The sequence below is a fragment of the Calothrix anomala FACHB-343 genome (assembly GCF_014696435.1).
Lineage (GTDB): Bacteria > Cyanobacteriota > Cyanobacteriia > Cyanobacteriales > Nostocaceae > Aulosira > Aulosira anomala_A.
The window spans coordinates 63,158-79,788 of the sequence record NZ_JACJQG010000031.1 but is presented as its reverse complement, the minus strand read 5'-3'; the positions used below and the strand labels follow the sequence as shown (position 1 = coordinate 79,788).

At 42.9% G+C, this 16,631-nt stretch carries 17 protein-coding genes; 4 read left to right on the top strand and 13 right to left on the bottom strand.

The features are described from left to right. Positions 1–62 precede the first annotated feature (62 nt). The 4 genes from H6G08_RS18630 to H6G08_RS18615 all read right to left on the bottom strand — a co-directional run bounded on the left by H6G08_RS18630 (position 63) and on the right by H6G08_RS18615 (position 5,728). Entirely contained in the window at positions 63–1,025 is a 963-nt protein-coding gene (locus H6G08_RS18630; RefSeq protein ID WP_313942075.1) for an iron-siderophore ABC transporter substrate-binding protein, read from the bottom strand. A gap of 28 nt (positions 1,026–1,053) precedes the next feature. Beyond that, positions 1,054–3,633: a TonB-dependent siderophore receptor gene (locus H6G08_RS18625; protein WP_190545571.1), complete on the bottom strand. Its 2,580-nt coding sequence runs from the start codon at positions 3,631–3,633 to the stop codon at positions 1,054–1,056. 179 nt (positions 3,634–3,812) lie between these two features. Continuing rightward, positions 3,813–4,796 (bottom strand): helix-turn-helix transcriptional regulator, encoded by a 984-nt coding sequence (locus H6G08_RS18620; protein ID WP_190545569.1) that lies wholly within the window; start codon positions 4,794–4,796, stop codon positions 3,813–3,815. A 230-nt stretch (positions 4,797–5,026) separates the two neighbouring features. Next, positions 5,027–5,728 (bottom strand): MFS transporter, encoded by a 702-nt coding sequence (locus tag H6G08_RS18615; protein WP_242046195.1) that lies wholly within the window; start codon positions 5,726–5,728, stop codon positions 5,027–5,029. Positions 5,729–6,729: 1,001 nt separating this feature from the next. On the opposite strand from H6G08_RS18615, the gene H6G08_RS18610 reads away from it, so the two are divergent. The 4 genes from H6G08_RS18610 (at position 6,730) to H6G08_RS18595 (ending at position 10,071) form a co-directional block, all read left to right on the top strand. After that, positions 6,730–7,761: a FecCD family ABC transporter permease gene (locus tag H6G08_RS18610; RefSeq protein WP_190545567.1), complete on the top strand. Its 1,032-nt coding sequence runs from the start codon at positions 6,730–6,732 to the stop codon at positions 7,759–7,761. Further along, on the top strand, positions 7,758–8,798 hold the full coding sequence (locus H6G08_RS18605; protein WP_190545565.1) for a FecCD family ABC transporter permease: 1,041 nt from the start codon (positions 7,758–7,760) through the stop codon (positions 8,796–8,798). The genes H6G08_RS18610 and H6G08_RS18605 overlap by 4 nt, the downstream gene beginning before the upstream one ends. A 38-nt stretch (positions 8,799–8,836) precedes the next feature. Further along, positions 8,837–9,643, top strand: coding sequence for an ABC transporter ATP-binding protein (locus H6G08_RS18600; RefSeq protein ID WP_190545563.1), 807 nt, complete (start codon positions 8,837–8,839; stop codon positions 9,641–9,643). A 212-nt stretch (positions 9,644–9,855) separates the two neighbouring features. Next, positions 9,856–10,071 (top strand): EamA family transporter, encoded by a 216-nt coding sequence (locus H6G08_RS18595; RefSeq protein ID WP_242046194.1) that lies wholly within the window; start codon positions 9,856–9,858, stop codon positions 10,069–10,071. On the opposite strand, the gene H6G08_RS38215 is transcribed toward H6G08_RS18595, so the two are convergent. The 9 genes from H6G08_RS38215 to H6G08_RS18550 all read right to left on the bottom strand — a co-directional run bounded on the left by H6G08_RS38215 (position 10,064) and on the right by H6G08_RS18550 (position 16,243). Continuing rightward, a complete protein-coding gene (locus H6G08_RS38215) occupies positions 10,064–10,288 on the bottom strand; it encodes a transposase (RefSeq protein WP_390625612.1) in 225 nt (74 codons plus the stop codon). The genes H6G08_RS18595 and H6G08_RS38215 overlap by 8 nt on opposite strands. A 662-nt stretch (positions 10,289–10,950) precedes the next feature. Further along, positions 10,951–11,238: a hypothetical protein gene (locus H6G08_RS18585; RefSeq protein WP_190545561.1), complete on the bottom strand. Its 288-nt coding sequence runs from the start codon at positions 11,236–11,238 to the stop codon at positions 10,951–10,953. A 66-nt stretch (positions 11,239–11,304) separates the two neighbouring features. Continuing rightward, a complete protein-coding gene (locus tag H6G08_RS18580; protein ID WP_242046193.1) occupies positions 11,305–11,586 on the bottom strand; it encodes a hypothetical protein in 282 nt (93 codons plus the stop codon). 59 nt (positions 11,587–11,645) lie between these two features. Continuing rightward, a complete protein-coding gene (locus tag H6G08_RS38530) occupies positions 11,646–11,831 on the bottom strand; it encodes a CPBP family intramembrane glutamic endopeptidase (RefSeq protein ID WP_313942069.1) in 186 nt (61 codons plus the stop codon). A gap of 34 nt (positions 11,832–11,865) precedes the next feature. Next, positions 11,866–12,828, bottom strand: a complete 963-nt coding sequence (locus H6G08_RS18570) for a CPBP family intramembrane glutamic endopeptidase (protein WP_190545559.1) — start codon at positions 12,826–12,828, stop codon at positions 11,866–11,868. Positions 12,829–12,949: 121 nt separating this feature from the next. Continuing rightward, positions 12,950–13,897, bottom strand: coding sequence for a CPBP family intramembrane glutamic endopeptidase (locus H6G08_RS18565; RefSeq protein ID WP_190545557.1), 948 nt, complete (start codon positions 13,895–13,897; stop codon positions 12,950–12,952). 67 nt (positions 13,898–13,964) lie between these two features. Then, positions 13,965–14,420 (bottom strand): peptidoglycan-binding domain-containing protein, encoded by a 456-nt coding sequence (locus H6G08_RS18560; RefSeq protein WP_242046192.1) that lies wholly within the window; start codon positions 14,418–14,420, stop codon positions 13,965–13,967. Positions 14,421–14,687: 267 nt separating this feature from the next. Further along, positions 14,688–15,245: a DsbA family protein gene (locus tag H6G08_RS18555; RefSeq protein WP_190545556.1), complete on the bottom strand. Its 558-nt coding sequence runs from the start codon at positions 15,243–15,245 to the stop codon at positions 14,688–14,690. A gap of 404 nt (positions 15,246–15,649) precedes the next feature. Further along, positions 15,650–16,243, bottom strand: a complete 594-nt coding sequence (locus H6G08_RS18550; protein ID WP_190545554.1) for a nuclear transport factor 2 family protein — start codon at positions 16,241–16,243, stop codon at positions 15,650–15,652. Between the last annotated feature and the right edge of the window lie 388 nt (positions 16,244–16,631).

Below are 16,631 nucleotides of genomic sequence, written 5' to 3'. Positions count from 1 at the left end.
ACTAATTTAGCTGTGTCAGTCCACTACTATCTATGTATCTGTTCAAAAATCAAATATGAATCCTATATTTTAAACAGATATTTAACTAAATCATCGAGAATAGCATTAGCTGAAAGGATGCTACCATGTACCCAATAACCAGAATCAACTTGATAAACTTTTTGATTTTTCACTACATTTAGCGTTTGCCACAGGGAAGTCTTTTGATATTCTTGAAAAGCCTCTGTTGCTCCTGGATCTACAGCTATAAATAAAGCATCTGCATCAAGTAAGTTTAGACGTTCTAGACTTAGAATTATCAAATAATCATCAGGACTTTTAATCAACTGACGTTGATGAAGCGGCATAGATATTCCAACGGCATGGACAATACCACCAGCAAATGAAAATTGGGAACTAAATTCAGGAACTTTCATCCCGCCGTGAATACGGCTAACAGTCACTTCTATTTTCCCAAATTTATTTTCTAATTGCTCTCTAATAGTTTGAAGTCGCTGTTCGTATTGAGTGAGTAATGCTTCAACCTTTTCGCTTTTATTGACAACTTTACCGATTTCTCTTAATGGTGTTTGCCAGTCAGATTGAAAATGTTTTACTTGCACTGTGGGGGCTATTTTTGACAATAATGGATAGTTTGCTGGCTGTATACCATAAACACTAACAATTAAATCTGGATTTAATTGCAATACTTTCTCTAGATTAATTTCTCCGGTTTTTCCTATATAGTTTATTCCTGCTATTTTGTCTTTGAGAAGATTAACTTTGCTGTCAAAGAAGACATGATTTGCTGTTCCTATAGGTTTTAAATCTAATGCTACTAAAGCTTCTAATGCTATTTGGTCAACAACAATAATGCGTTGCGGGTTCAGGGGAACACAAGTTTCGCCTAATTCATGCTTAATTAATCGACATTCTAATGCTGGTGATTGTTTATCTGCTAAGTTCGGGTGTGAATGACGATAACAAGCAGTAACTATCAACAAAGTTAGGATGAGTAATAAGTAATGCAATTTCCGCCAGTTCACATTATTTTCCCTCAAATGACTTGAGAAGTTAGAAATTAATAGAGAATGTTCCCAAAACTGTAAATGGTGCGCCAGGAGAGAGTAAAAAGCCAGCAGAATCATAGTAACGGGTGTCAAGTAGGTTTTTAAAGTTCAAACCAATTTGATAATTGTCCCGCCGATAGAAAATAGTAGCATCTGTTCTCACAAAGGAAGGAATGGTAATGGTATTTGGTAAAGTTGCTTCTCTATCGCCGACAAAAAATAATCCTCCACCAAAACCTAAACCCTTCAAGCTACCAGCTTGAATTTGGTAGGTTGTCCATAAACTAGCACTATTCCTGGGTGCATTTGTTAATCTATCACCGACTGGGAGACTATTATCTTTACTCACATAAGCATCATTATGAGCATAAGAAGCAATCACATTCCAACCCGGTAAAATCTCCCCAGCTATATCTAGTTCAATACCTCGACTTTTGACTTCTCCAGCAGCAATATTAAAATCTGGATTGTTTAAATCTGTTGTCGAAACATTGTTTTTAGTAATCTCATAAACTGCCAATGTTGCTGTCAGTTTATCATCTAAAAATTCACCTTTAATTCCTAGTTCGTATTGCGTACCCGTTTCTGGTTCTAATGGCCGACCACCAAAAGCTATGGCGTATTCATTTGGTTTAAATGCACGAGTGTAACTGGCGTAAATTGATAGATTTTCAGTTGGTTGATATACTAAACCAATTCGTGGAGAAAATTTCTCATAATAACGCTCTGTAATATCAGTTTGATTGCTATTGATAATATCAGGCTTATATTCGTCTCGGAAATTGACAAAATCTAATCTTCCACCCATTAATAGCTTGAAATTAGGTAGTAATGCTACTTGATCTTGGAAATAAAGACCTACTCTATATGTATTAGTATTCCCCTCAAAACCTTCCTCAAAGGTAGTGGGAATAGCTGCGCCATATACTGGATTTAAAATATCCAAAGATGGGACATTATAAGAAATGAAAAAGGGAAAGCCAAACTCACTTCTACCTAACTCAAAACCTAATAACACTTCATGTTCAATTGAGCCTGTTTTGAATTTGCCGATTAAGTCATTCTGCCAGGAATAATCTCTAGAGTAATCACCTACTTTGTTGTATCTTCTGGCAACTGTGCGACCATCATCAGCAAAGGGATTGCTAAAATCAACTGGCTGAAAGTTAGAACGTGCTGTGTCAACTGTTTGCACTGAAACCGCACTGCGAAATCGCCAATTTTGACTAAATCGATGATCTAAGCTGACATTTACTCGATTTCCATAGAGTTCATAACTATCGCTTGGTTCACCCAAGTTAAAGCTAATTGGTAAATCAAAGGTTCTAGTTATCGGTGGTAAGCCTCTGTCATAGGACTGGTTGAGGTTAACGTATTCATATTGCAAGTCTAAATTTGTGCGATCGCTTAACTTTACACTTAAACTAGGAGCAAAGGTATAAAGCTCTTTATAAGCGAAATCTCTAAATCCACCAGAATTTTCATAGGCAGCCACAAAACGATACAAAATATTATTATCTGGGGTGAGGGGGCCGGAAATATCTATTTCTGGTCGATAGTAACTATAGCTACCAGCAGAAAATGTTGCCGAATAATAAGGTGTGCTAAGTGGCTGTTTCGTGACATAGTTGACAATACCTCCAGGCTCTAGTTGTCCATATAATACCGAAGCCGGGCCTTTCAGCACTTCTATTCTTTCTAGAGTGGCGGTGTCAGTAAAAGAGGTGAAACTATCATGTCTAAAACCATTTCTCAGGTTAGCATTGGTATCAAATCCCCGAATGGTATAGCCATCAGTGCTAGAAGCGTAATCTGTTTTGACTGTGACACCACTAACGTTACGCAATACATCTGCAACCCGTTGCACTTTTTGATCCTCAATTACCTGTCGGGGAATCACCTGAATGGCTTGGGGAATTTCTAGTAAAGGTGTATCGGTTTTCGTAGCAGTTGATGCTGCTTGTACGCGATATCCGTCTTGTTCTCCTGTTACCACCAATTCAATTGGCTCTTGGTTCTCATCTGTGGCTTGTTCTGGTGCTGTTTCCGTAGTGGGTTGATTTGCTTGCGGTTGTTCTGGTGGCGTTGCAGAAGTTGTTGCAGGTGTGACTCCAAATATTAAACCTGCATCACTATCAAATAGTTCATAGCTAGGCCTTCCCGTTTCACCTGTAATAGTGATTCTAATAGTATTACTGTCTTTATTAATGACTATAACTTCAGTAATTCCCGCAAATGGTTTTTCTTGGCGGAATGTGTTCCCGGAAGGCAAACGCAATTGAGCATTAGCAATATCAGCAATTAAGCTATTCCCGTCACTATTATTTGCTATTTGTAACTGCTCGCCTTGCTTTGTCTCTAAAATTACTTCTATGCCTTTATCTGTAGTATCAATCCGTACTTTATCAATCAGAATTGGAGACTGGGGAGTTTGAGAGAGTAAATTTGTGGGAGTTCTAGCGGTATGACTTCTCTGAGATAAGGGAAGATGATTTTGGCTTGTTTCATTTCCCCAAGCTGGTTGAACACCAAAGACTACCCCTGTTAACCATAAACTGATCAATAGTTGCGGTTGTTTCCACATAAGCTTTATCCCACACCACAAGCGGCTGTTAGCCACCTAAATTAAGAATCTTTTTCAACAACGATACATGGAATTGATTTGATTTTGAAGGCTTATGTGAATCTCAAACGGATTTTTTTGAGCTAGAAACGGATTTTTAGGTTAGTCTGACAGCAAGTAGCTGTATTTAATTGCAGATATCAAGCTTTGATTAACAAATCATAAGATTTAGGATTTGTGCCAAATTGCTTGCGAAAAGCAGCAGCAAAACGACTTTGATTTGCATAACCAACAGCACGCGCTATTTGTTTAACACTCATCTTACTTTCTAGGAGTAATTGCCGTGCCTTTTCCATTCTTTGTTGTTGTAAATAGCTAAATGCAGTTGTACCCAGCACTTGACGAAAACCTAATTTTAGTTTGTAGTCATTTAATCCTACTTTCCGCGCTAGTTCTAGCAAGGAAGGTGGATTATCGAGATTTTGCGTTAAAATTTCCTTGGCATAATGAATTCTGGCAATATCATCTCGTTGCAGAACAATTGCTTTTGTATAACTTTTTTCAATGTTGATTAGTTGTTCTACTTTTAAAGCAATAAGTTCTAAACATTTACTTTCTAGATAAATTTTCTTAGTTAACCCTGTGAAGGGACAATTAATAATTTGTTCCAGTGCAACCCTCATTTCTGGAGTAGTATGGCTGATTTGGCGATAGGGTTCTTCGCTTGGCTCAATTACTCTTTGCAGGGTTTGTGGCGAATTTTTTATATCACTGCTAATAAAACTATTTAATAATTCCGGGGATTCTAAATGTATATCAACTTTTAAAAGCCGTTGCTGACCTAAAACTTGTAATTGTCTATCTTTATATATACCACTACCTAAAAGAAAATTTTGTCCACTATCAGTTTCATTCCAGTATCCTAATAAATGAAAACCAAATTCTAAACATTCAATAAAATCTTCTTCTGATGTGCCGTTAAGAATTAAATCATCATAAAATTCTGTATCGATAATTAATAAACTTATATCCCTTAATTCAATCCAACGTTCATAGCCACGGCCTAGTTGTTTGGGACACAAGTTGATAACATCATTTGGGTCTAATAGGTCTGCTGGTTTAGCATTTTGATTGTATTGCATCCACAATTCTTGATAATCTGCCAATGAAATACTATTCCCCATGCTTTTCCTAAACTTACCTGAATGGTGATTGGGTGCAAGGTTTTATAGAGAAATATTCTCAAAAGTTCCTAGGAAAAGTCTACCAGTGTTCAGGGATGGTGTCTAGAGACTTGGATGGATGAAGTACCGAATATTCACTTAAGTGCGATCGCAATCCCAGCGCAGGAGTACAAAAGATACCAATCAAAACAGCGATCGCAATTAATTAAAGGCAACATAAGCAGAATTAATTACTTCAATTTGCTAGACTCCATATCATGGTCAGGAATCATATCTTCCACATTCCGTAGCACAGGTACAAAAAAGCCTAGCCAACCTACTAACAACATAGCCACGGCACAGATCGCAAATAGTAATGCGATCCCTGCACCAGCACCAGTGCCAAATAATCCTGCCACAATCTCAACCAGAACCCCGCCTGATTGCAAAGCTGGTGTAAAAACTCGATCTGCCAATGGGCCTGCTATTAAATAGCCTACAGCAGAAGCGATTTGTAAAAGTAGCGATCGCGTTGCAAAAACTCTTCCTTGGATATCGGGAGGTACTTTCGCTAACCAAATAGCATTATCCGAACTGCCATTCAAGGGGAAATTCAAAGAAGAACAAAATTGTGCTGGAATCCAAACCCAAGGTGTTCTCCCCAAACTAAAAATGATTTTACTAATACCTGCACCTATCATCCCCAATAAAACACCTTTGATTTTCTGTCTAAAGCCGCCCCAAGTGGTAACGACTATCGCACCTGTGACACCACCAAAACCAGCCGCAGCCGCCAAGCTACCTAACACTAAAGTATTGTTATTCGTGCGCGACAAAATCATGGGTGTATATAGCGAATTTCCAATATCATGGGGTAGCCAAAATAATAAGTTAACTACTAACAATGCTAATAAGCTTTTGTGAGTTGTTATATAACGCCAACCAAATGCCAAATCCTGCCAGATATTGGCTACATTCTCCTTTTTTTAGTCCCTTGAAGATAAGCTGTTGCGGGATTTCTGAACTATATCAAAACCTTGGCTGTTATACGAGATCTCTAAATTTTCTAGAGTTTCCTGTTCAATTTGATTGATTTGCTCTTGTGTCAGGAGGTTTGTCATGTTTTAACAGCAATTATTGTAGACAAATTGCAACTTATTCTTAACTAGGCAGATATTAATGCTTAATTTACACCAATCATGAGTATATTTGCAATAAGGAATTTATATCATTAAGTCGGAAGATGAGTATGGTATAAAATATAGCCATTTAATAGTAGACTAGTCCGCGCCGCGATCGCAGATAATTACAATCACAAAACTTGCCTGATGGTTTAAAACCTGCAAATTTCAGCCGCCTGCAAATCAAAACTGTTGTATTTCAATCTGCTTTCACTAAGTATTTTGCTAAATCATCACATGGAAATCTGTCTTTCTCATGATGCCACTTGTTATTCTGCGGGAACCCACTCTGCGTCTACAAGCTGGGAAACTTGTCCTACGCAGTGGCTCCCCAATGCCCGATGCCTCATTGCCGTCTGTGTTTGGTCGCCAGCCTTGTAGCAACTGCCGTCAAACTTTCCCAGACGGATGAGGAATTACTCTCTGTGACAATCCTTTGTTAATTGGTGTCATCTGAGATATTTTCTCGTATTCGCTGTCAGCTAGCGATTAAACAGCAATTAACTAACTATTATAGCTATTTGATAATAATTTTCTTATTTTCATGAAACAAGCACAGAAGTAGTTGAAAAAAAATCCTAATAAAGATAAAGTATAATCTTGAAACTTATCGCTCACATTAGCCTGCAAAGCTAAATATTATAGGAATGTACCTTGTCTTAATACTTGATATTTATATAAAAATTCTTAATTAAGATGTTGGAATTGCAAATGTCAAAGAAGACACAGCTAGCTTACTTAAATGAATATAATTATCAATTGATGAAAAGATAATGACAAGAGCAACCACAGCATCGCCAAGGAACTGGAACACACCGAAAATATCGCCATTAGCGGGTCTAATTCTGGGCATACTAATTCTGCTAACTTGCTTGGTGTATAGCGTTACTTTAGGCGCAGCAGAAATACCTATAAAAAAGATTATAGAATCCTTTATCCTATTTGACGGTTCTTACGAACATTTAGTAATTCAGACAGTGAGATTACCGCGATCGCTCATTGCGCTGTTGGTAGGAGCAGCCTTAGCAGTCTCCGGCGCATTAATGCAGGGTTTGACGCGCAACCCCTTAGCAGATCCAGGGATTTTGGGTATTGAGTCAGGTGCAGCATTAGCTGTAGTTACCACAATTTTTCTCTTTGGCGGCTCCTCCTTGGGCGTTTTAACCATTGTGGCCTTTGTGGGTGCAGGCGCGACAGCGATGTTAGTCTACTTGCTGGGTTCTCTAGGAAAGGGAGGAGCCACCCCATTAAATCTCACCGTAGCAGGTGCAGCACTTACGGCTTTGATTTCTTCCCTCACCACGGCTATTCTCATCGTCAGTCAACGCACTTTAGAAGAAATTCGCTTTTGGTTGGCTGGTTCCCTAGCTGGCCGCGATATCAACATCTTATTGTCAGCATTACCTTTTGTCGTGATTGGCTTAGTGGTAGCCTTTGCCCTTGGTAGACAAATTACAACCATGAGTTTGGGTGAAGATGTAGCTAAAGGTTTAGGTCAACAGACAGCTTGGGTGAAAATTACGACTGCTATTAGTGTGGTGTTACTGGCGGGAAGTTCCGTATCTCTAGCTGGGCCTATCGGCTTTATTGGCTTAGTCGTTCCCCATATGGTGAGATTTTTTATTAAAGCTGATTACCGTTGGATTTTGCCTTACTCCGCAGTTGTCGGTGCAACTTTACTTTTAGTTGCAGATGTGGCGGCGCGGATATTACTCAAACCCCAGGAATTACCTGTAGGAGTAATGACAGCATTAGTTGGCGCACCCTTTTTTGTCTACTTGGCTAAATCAAAGGTGAGGAAATGAAATTGGATTGGCTCGTCATCCGTTCCGAGACGATATCTTTGCGGATCGATCGCCGTGTACCACCAATGCTGCTATGTTTGGCAGTGACGGTTGTGGTAGCGATGGTGATGAATTTAGGCCGGGGAGAATACCCGATTTCCCCCCTAGACATTATCAAAACCGTATTGGGTATTGATACAGGTAATCCCGATCATGCTTTTGTGATTCACAACCTCCGTCTACCCCGTACTCTTGTGGCTTTTATGGTGGGTATAGCACTGGCAATTTCTGGCACTATCTTGCAAGGAATTACACGCAACCCATTAGCCGATCCCGGCATTATTGGCATTAATGCCGGGGCAAGTCTAGCGGCAGTGACGGTAATTGTACTATTACCATCAGCACCTATTTATACTTTGCCTCTATCAGCCTTTGCAGGTGCTTTATTAATGGCTGGTTTAATTTACTCCTTGGCTTGGAACAATGGAAGTTCGCCAGTGTTGTTCATTTTAATGGGTGTGGGATTATCTGCGATCGCTAGTGCTTTCACCAGTTTATTAATTACCTTTGGCGATATTTACAGTGTCAGCGATGCTTTGGTGTGGTTAGCTGGTAGTGTTTACGGACGCACCTGGGAACAAGTGTTTTCCTTTTTACCTTGGTTAATCATTTTTGTACCAATGGCGCTGATACTAGCCAGACATTTAAATGCCTTAAATTTGGGGGATGATGTCGCCAAAGGGTTAGGTACTCGTGTTGAATGGCAACGCGGTTTACTCGTGCTAGTCGGTGTAGGTTTAGCAGGTGCAGCCGTCGCCACAGCGGGAATGATTGGCTTTGTAGGATTGATTGCACCCCATTTAGGCAGACAGTTAGTAGGTACAAATCATCAAGGTTTAATTCCCACTTCTGCATTATTAGGAGGAATGCTGGTTGTTGCATCAGACTTTTTCGGCAGAACTATCTTTGCACCTATTGAAATTCCCTGTGGAGTGGTAACTGCTGCGATTGGCGCACCTTATTTTCTATATTTATTAATTCAAAATCGCAAAAAGTAGTCAACCGTCAACCGTCAACCGTCAACATAACAACAACTATGAAAGGATTATCAACCAAAAGTTTGTCTTTAGCTTATGATGGCGTGCCCATTATCCGAGACTTAAATTTGGCAATTCCCACAGGAAAAATTACTGCTTTAGTGGGTGCGAATGGTTGCGGTAAATCAACTTTATTACGAGGTTTAGTCAGATTGCTCAAACCTATTGGTGGTAGCGTATATCTTGATAGCACCTCAATTTTTAATCTGTCCACGAAAGAAGTAGCGCAACAATTGGGAATTTTACCCCAAAGTCCAGTAGCACCAGAAGGATTAACAGTTAGAGATTTGGTAGCACAAGGACGTTACCCTTATCAAAATTGGTTGCAGCAGTGGTCAGCTAAAGATGAAAAAATTGTGCAACAGGCGCTCTTAATTACAGATTTATTAGAGTTAGCAGAAAGAGCATTAGATACCTTATCTGGTGGACAACGACAACGTGCTTGGATTGCAATGGCACTCGCCCAAGATACAGATATTTTACTATTAGATGAACCAACTACTTTTTTAGATTTAGCACATCAAATAGAAGTTTTAGATTTGTTATATGATTTGAACCAGAATCAGGGAAGAACTATTGTCATGGTGCTGCATGATTTGAATCAGGCTTGTCGTTATGCAGATTATGTAGTTGCTGTGAAACAAGGAAGAATTTTTACGGCGGGAGAACCCAAGCAAGTAATGACAGAGGAGATGGTAAAAGAAGTTTTTGCTTTAGAGTGTCGTGTTATTTCCGATCCAGTATTGGGAACACCGATGTGCGTACCCATAGGACGCAAGGGCAAAAGTAACACAATTCCTAATTAATAATTTCCAGTTTCTACAGGTGTTGAATTATCGTGAATTGGCAACAGTATTGTCAAGATAGCAATCCTATTTCAGTTGTGAAAAATATCGGTTTTGGCTGTTGACTGTTGACTGTTGACTGTCAAACCCTTCATATCAAAGTTCACAAATCATTTAGGATTGCTATAGCGATCGCATTTTTCATTAATTACTTATGTAATTGGGGGCATGAAATGTTAGATAACGAAGTAAGTAGTATATTTTATGCCCTGTTATCAGCATTTTTTGCGGCTTTGACGACAATATTTGCCAAAATTGGAGTCGAAACAATTAACCCCAATGTCGCAACCGCTATCCGCACAGTAGTAATTTTAATCATGGTTTGGGGTTGGGTTGTCGCTAAAGGACAACTAGTACAGCACGGCGGAAATAAGCAGACCATTAAATAGCCAAAACTTTACCCTTATATGTCCACTTAAAAGGTTTAGCCATTGTTTGATTAAAGTAGTCGATAAACTTGAGAATTCGATTTTTCAAATCATCTTGACTAACGAAACTTGCCCTTTTGAGTAATTTCCGAACCAAAATACTAAACCAAATCTCAATTTGATTCAGCCACGAAGAATGTTTGGGTGTGTAATGGAAGACAATTCGATCTGTGCCCACCAAACGGGTTTTATCCGAATGGCACTAAGAAAAGGGGAAATCGTTGAGGCAGCAGGGGAGAAAAAAGAGCGATTAGGCTGTGCGTTCGCAAGAAATAGAAATCCCCCCTGCACAAGAACACCCCTGCCCCTCTGCAATCCTTATACTGTATACCCTTCAGCTTAACTTAGTGCCATTCGTACTCGATATTTGGTTTTCTTAATTTCCCCCTACACCCTGCCCAGACGAGCTTTCAACTTTTCTTAGTGCCATTCGATTTAGACACTAATGCTCAGAATTCACTTGCCATGTAATCACAATGAGTTCTACAAGCGGTAAGACAACTATTAGCCGCGAAAACGCTCCTAAAATGGCTTCCATCGTCCAGTTCTGACTCTGAACCTCCCAGATCATCCAAACAATGTTCACTCCAATCACCAACCAGGGTAGAATTACCGCTGAATTCCGTCTGCGATAGAAGCGGATCGTCCTCTCGCGCCAAAATGGGAAGGTGCTGAGGAGACAAAAAATGTAGGAGGTTCCTGCACTGATGAACAAGCTTCTTTGAAGACCCGAAGGCAGGTTTGGGTATCCAAGTGCGATCGCACTCAGGCAAACTCCGAGCGCGAGGTACAGAAAAGTAAACAAGGTAAATCGTTTCATTATTTCTTCTCTGGTGAAGCTTATTCTCTGTACCACACACGCACACATTGAAAGCAATTGACTGTAACGCCCTGGCTGATCATCACTGGGTAGACCCCATTACTGACTGTCACGCCGTAGACACCATCACTTGTGCCTTCAATCCGATCTGGTAAAACAACGGTTTCAACATTGATCACCTGCATCGTTGTATTTTCAATCCACTGATTGACCTCACTCACAACCTCAGAAAAGGATTCATAATCGGAAGCTCCGCCGAAGAATCCCCGTTCAGTAATCCGAGGCGCAAAATCTTTGCACTGAATCATTTGATTTACCACCTTAAAACTGTAGAGTTGAGCATCAATTCAAGTAGTGGGCATCGCCCACCATTTTTAAAACCTTTCGGCAAAAGATGGAAACTTAGCAGTGTGAAACACCCCATGATCAATTAAATGGGAGCTTAATCCAACACGATAGGCACAACCAATTCCGACCAGAATGCTGATTGCCAGTAGAATTGAATACTGTAGTCCTTGCAGAAGCATTAAAATCCACAATGGCGGCACTTTTTCCAGTATTTCTGGAGACAGTTTCGCTAACTGTTGCTCGACTAAGGGAATAGACGCGATCGTGAACATGACAATTCCCACACTGCCCAATACAGCCCAATACAAATAAAATCCCGAATTGTTTCAGAATTGCCATTGGTTTAACCTCCAGATAATCCGTCCTATCAGCCCATGCCAGCAGCTACCATCACCGGAATTGTGGGCAAGTTGAAAACGACGTGAACAATAACAGCAGTCCAGACCGAGCCGCTGCGGCGGAAGACATCGGCAGTGGCGAGACCAGCGACTACGGCTGCGGGAAAGACGATGTTGATGCCGTGACCAAGGGCAAAGATCACGGTGCTAGCCACGACCCCGATGAACGAACCGTAGCGCAGCAGCGCGTTAGCGACGACACCCCTTTCGGTGGCTCTGGGAAATGGGTTCGGATACCCCGTCGTGTTTAAACACCTTGTAGGCGATCGCCAGGAACACAGGTATTGCAACCAACACCGATAGCGCTCCGTAGGTCGCGTGGTACTCGCTGAATGTGAACAGGGCTGGCGTGGTCACGACGGTTCCGGCTGCGTTAATCACGAGTATGCCGCCAATGTTGTTCGCGAAGTGTACGCCAATGGCAAGCTCAGTGGTTCCGTCAATCAACGAGATTATAGTCCACAGCAGACCCGGAACGAGGAAGTAGCTGAAAAAGACCGTGAGCCAACCGCCCGCGATCGCCTCGGGGTTTCCGAGGTGCGGCAGGGTGAAGATCACGGCTGGCAAGATCGCCAGAAAGATGCGGTTAGTCCAAACAATGCTCGCGCCCTGCACGATGTATCCGCGAAAGAAAAGCTCTTCAGTGGTGGTCTGGATCGCGGTGAGAACCAGTGCGATCGGCACGAAGCGCACGAATGTCGTGAGGTCGGAGTTGAAGGAGAAGGTGTCAGGGTAGAAGAAGTACTGTCCCAGCCCACCGATCAGGGAGAATGGCACGAACCACGCCACAAACCCGTGACCGACACGCCGCCAGCTAATCTTTTCCCGCGCCGTAATCAGCGTTCGGGGGTGGCGGCGGTGGATAAGGGTAACGGCGATGAGAACCCCCGCGAGGAAAAACGGGAAACCTGCCATAACAAACAGGAACTTCCCAAAGGGATCAAGCACTGAGTAATCCGCCTGGCCGCTGAACGCGAACGCGACGAGTACGCTGGCGAGACTCCCGATAACCAGCCACGAAAAGAGTATGACCACCAATCCCAGAACATACCGCCACCCCCGATACTTGCCCCAACGGGCAGCCTCCACGTAAGTCGCGTCTTTCACTTCCGTCCCGATTCCCTGCTTTCCTTTAGTTGCTTTGATCCTCATCTTTATCTCCTTTACCGGTGCGTGGATGTGTTACTTGGATCTGGTCGCTAGTTGCCTTTGTGATTGTTTTCAGGATTTGACGGGATTACCGAAGAGCGTTCCGGTAGCTCTGGGAAACGAGTTAAGATGCCTTATTGCGTTTGAACACCCGGAAAACGATTACCAGGAAAACAGGAATCAGCACGAGAGAGGTGATGTCATAGAATCTCGCATGGTACTCGCTGATGCTAAACAGGGCTGGCGTGGTGAAGAAGCTTCCAGACCAGTTGAACAAGAGAAAGTACGCGAGATTGTTGGCGAAGTGCGCGCCGATCGCAAGCTCGGTAGTGCCGTCGATCAATGAAACGACCGCATACAATAGACCTGTGCCGACGAAGTAGCCGAGGAACATCCCGATCCAGCCACCCTCCTGTGACTCTGGGTTGGTGGCGTGCGGCAGGGTGAAGATCACGGCTGAGACGATCGCCAGAAACACGCGGTTCGACCAGATCAGGCTCGCACCCTGCACGATGTACCCGCGAAAGAAAAGCTCCTCGGTGGTTGTCTGGATTGCGGTGATGACTAGTGCCAAAGGCACGAAGAGCGCGAACGTCTTAAGGTCTGAGTTGAAGGAGAAGCTATTGGGGTAGAGGAGGTACTGCCCCAGCCCGCCGAGCAGAACCCACGGCACGAACCCAGCCACGAAGCCGTGACCGATGCGAGTCCAACTGATCCTCTCCCGCGCCGTCACGAGCGTTCGGGGATGACGCTGGTGAATCAGGGAGACAGCGATGAGAATTCCTGCGAGGAACACCGGAAAACCTGCCATGACCACGACGAAGCCTCCTACAGAACCGAACGCGGCGTAATCCAGCCGACTGAGCGCCGCAACACCCTCTTTGCCGCCGAGCGCGAGCGCGACGAGCGCACTAACAAAGTTGGCGACGACCATCCAGGCAAAGAGGATGATCATCAGCCCCAGAACATACCGCCACCACCGATACTTACCCCACCCGGCAGCATCCACGTAAGTCGCGTCTTTCACTTCCGTTCCCCTTCCCTGATGTCCTTGGGTTGCTTTAATCCTCATCTGTGTCTCCTTGATTTGTGCGTGGATGTAGTGCTTGGATCTGACCGCCAGTTACCTGGGAGGACGCTTACACTTTCCAGGGGAGCGGCGATCGATAGGGATTCTCCTGCATATCCAGCACTTCCCAAGTCACAGGGTTAACCTGTCCTGTAACGGGGATGTTGTAGCGTCGTTGTAAATCTCTCACCGCAGATTCTGTAATCGCGCCAAATGCACTATCAACAACCGCACCCCTCGGATTTCCCAACCTGACTCCAGCAGCATTTAAGAACCCATTATCTAAGAGAATTTGCTGCAACATTTGCACTCTTCTACCGCGATCGCCCCGTCTCAAGGTTGGCAATGTGAGATCCGTGTAGGCGGTTGCAACAAGAATAGGAGATTGTTGAGGTGGAGGGGTAGCGATCGCCGGATGCATTCGCAAAACCCCACCTACTCCCGTTATAACGATGATTGATAGAGTGGTTTTAGCAAGCATCCCAGTGATTCTAGAAATTGAGCGTCGTGTTGTAGTTAATTTCATCATCTTTCTCCTGTTTGTCGCTATGAATAATTCGTATCGTGTTAGCGAACCTGTTTTGGGGCCATTCCAGTGAGGCGATTAAGTTCAACAAAACAGACAAAAGCTAGCCATCACGCATTCGATAGCTTACTAGCACTAATAAACAAGTCATACCAATTCAAAATTCAAAATTCAAAATTCAAAATTAAGAATCTAGACAGGATAAAGCTTTGGGTCTGTGTATCTGTCGCATTCTTTTTTCAAATTGGTATCAGATATGAATAGAGCTTAGTGACTTGCAGCAACAATGGCTGTCATCAACTCTGCCATTTTCCAGCGCCCAGTATATCGAATGTTATTGATAAATAGGGCTGGAGTAGCCGTTATTCCACTCTTACATCCACTTTCGATATCTTCATTGACACGATCGACATGCACTTGTTTAGACAACTCTTTAAGAAATTGAGGGATATCAAGCCCTAAATCATTGGCGTACTCTACAAGATAACCATTTTCTAACTTCTGTTGATGGGCAAACAAAGTGTCGTGCATTGACCAAAACTGTCCCTGAGCGGCGGCGGCTTCAGCGACTTCGGCGGCTCGTTGAGCATGAGGATGAATCTGTGTTTGCGGAAAATGACGGAAGATAAAGCATAAATAATCTTCTCCAAAAGAAGCACTCAGTTCTTGTTTGATTCTTTGAATTATCCTGTAAACGTCCGCACTTCTAGAGCATTGATAGTCTCCATACATCACCAGCACGACCTTGGCACTCAGCACACCTTGCATCCAATCTTGAGTTGAAGGGGGTACAAGTAAGGAACTGTAGCTGCGATCGTCGTTCATTTTTTTATGTTTGCAGCAAGTATAGAATTTTGCAATTGACTTGCTCAATCCATTGACTGCATCTCTATTTGCATACATTCAATATAGGAAATTGCCTTCAAGCTGTCGTCTATAGCGAGTTAAAATTTTTACAGTATAAATTGATAGAGCAACCATGCCATCGTGGAGTAGAAGGCTAGTTATAACTCAAGTTAGAATCCCAATTCTATCGAAAGTACGCCTCATAAATTAACAATGCCGCGTTTAACGGCAACAATTACAGCTTGGGTGCGTTCGTCCTTGACGTTGCCGTAGGCATCGCTCACATCTAACTAGCAATAAGAAGCGCCTCCTACAACCAGGATGAGTACGATCCTGGTTGCAAAATGGCGGGTTTAGGCATTGATATTTGCTGGCTCCTGCACTTAGTTGCGATCGCTGGCACGATCGATCAGTGCGTTTGAGGGCAAGCTCGGATCAAGTACCTTGCGCGCACTGTCAACCCCTACAACGGGCAAAGTACCCGGATCAAGCATACCGAGTTGAACCAATACACTCGCCTGATCCCAGTAGAGGTGTTCGTGGGCTAGCTTGTCGTCACGAAACTGAACAATTACTACCAATGCCACTTCAACCCGTTTAAGAGTCGGAGCAATGCCAGGTAGCATCCAGTCCATCTGGATGGTATGAGTGAACTTAACTAGCATTTCATCGACGAGTTGATTGGTTCCGATTGTGCGCGAGACCGGAGTCAGCTCCATGTCCGGCGGCATCTGTGGAATGAAGTACTTGGAATAAAACTCGCGCAGTGCCGGTTTCCCTACTCCCCCAATCATTACCGGAATGCCGTTAACGTAAGCATCCTCAACCATCGTGGCGAGAGTATCTTCAGTGTTGTGAGCGTCAAACTCAAGCCGCAGATGCTCATCCCAGAGTTCTTGCAAAAACTCCTGGGCTGGTGTCAGGTTACTAGTTGTCTTTCCATTTGCTTGTTCATCTACAGATTGCTGTTTGACCATGATTGGATTCTCCTAGTTCTATTTATTTAAAGTGTATTGAGTTCCAAGGCTCGACTTCTTTCAAATTCTTGCAATGATTTGTCAGATTCTTGTGGAATTAACGAACCCGCTTTGGTGTCATTCCAGTAATTCGCTTAAACTAGGGATTTGAGCGTTTGCGATCGCCCGCTTCCGTCCCCTTTACATTTCTTTAGAGACAGCCTCTTACCGCTCTCAAGGAGCATGATTTGCCTGATTGGATGCACTATTTGCATAAACTCAATATAGGAGATCGCCTTCAAGCTGTCGTCTATAGCAAGTTAAAATTTTTACAGTATAAATTGATAGAGCAACCATGCCATCGTGGAGTAGAAGGCTGGTTCTAACTCAAGTTAGAATCCCAATTCTA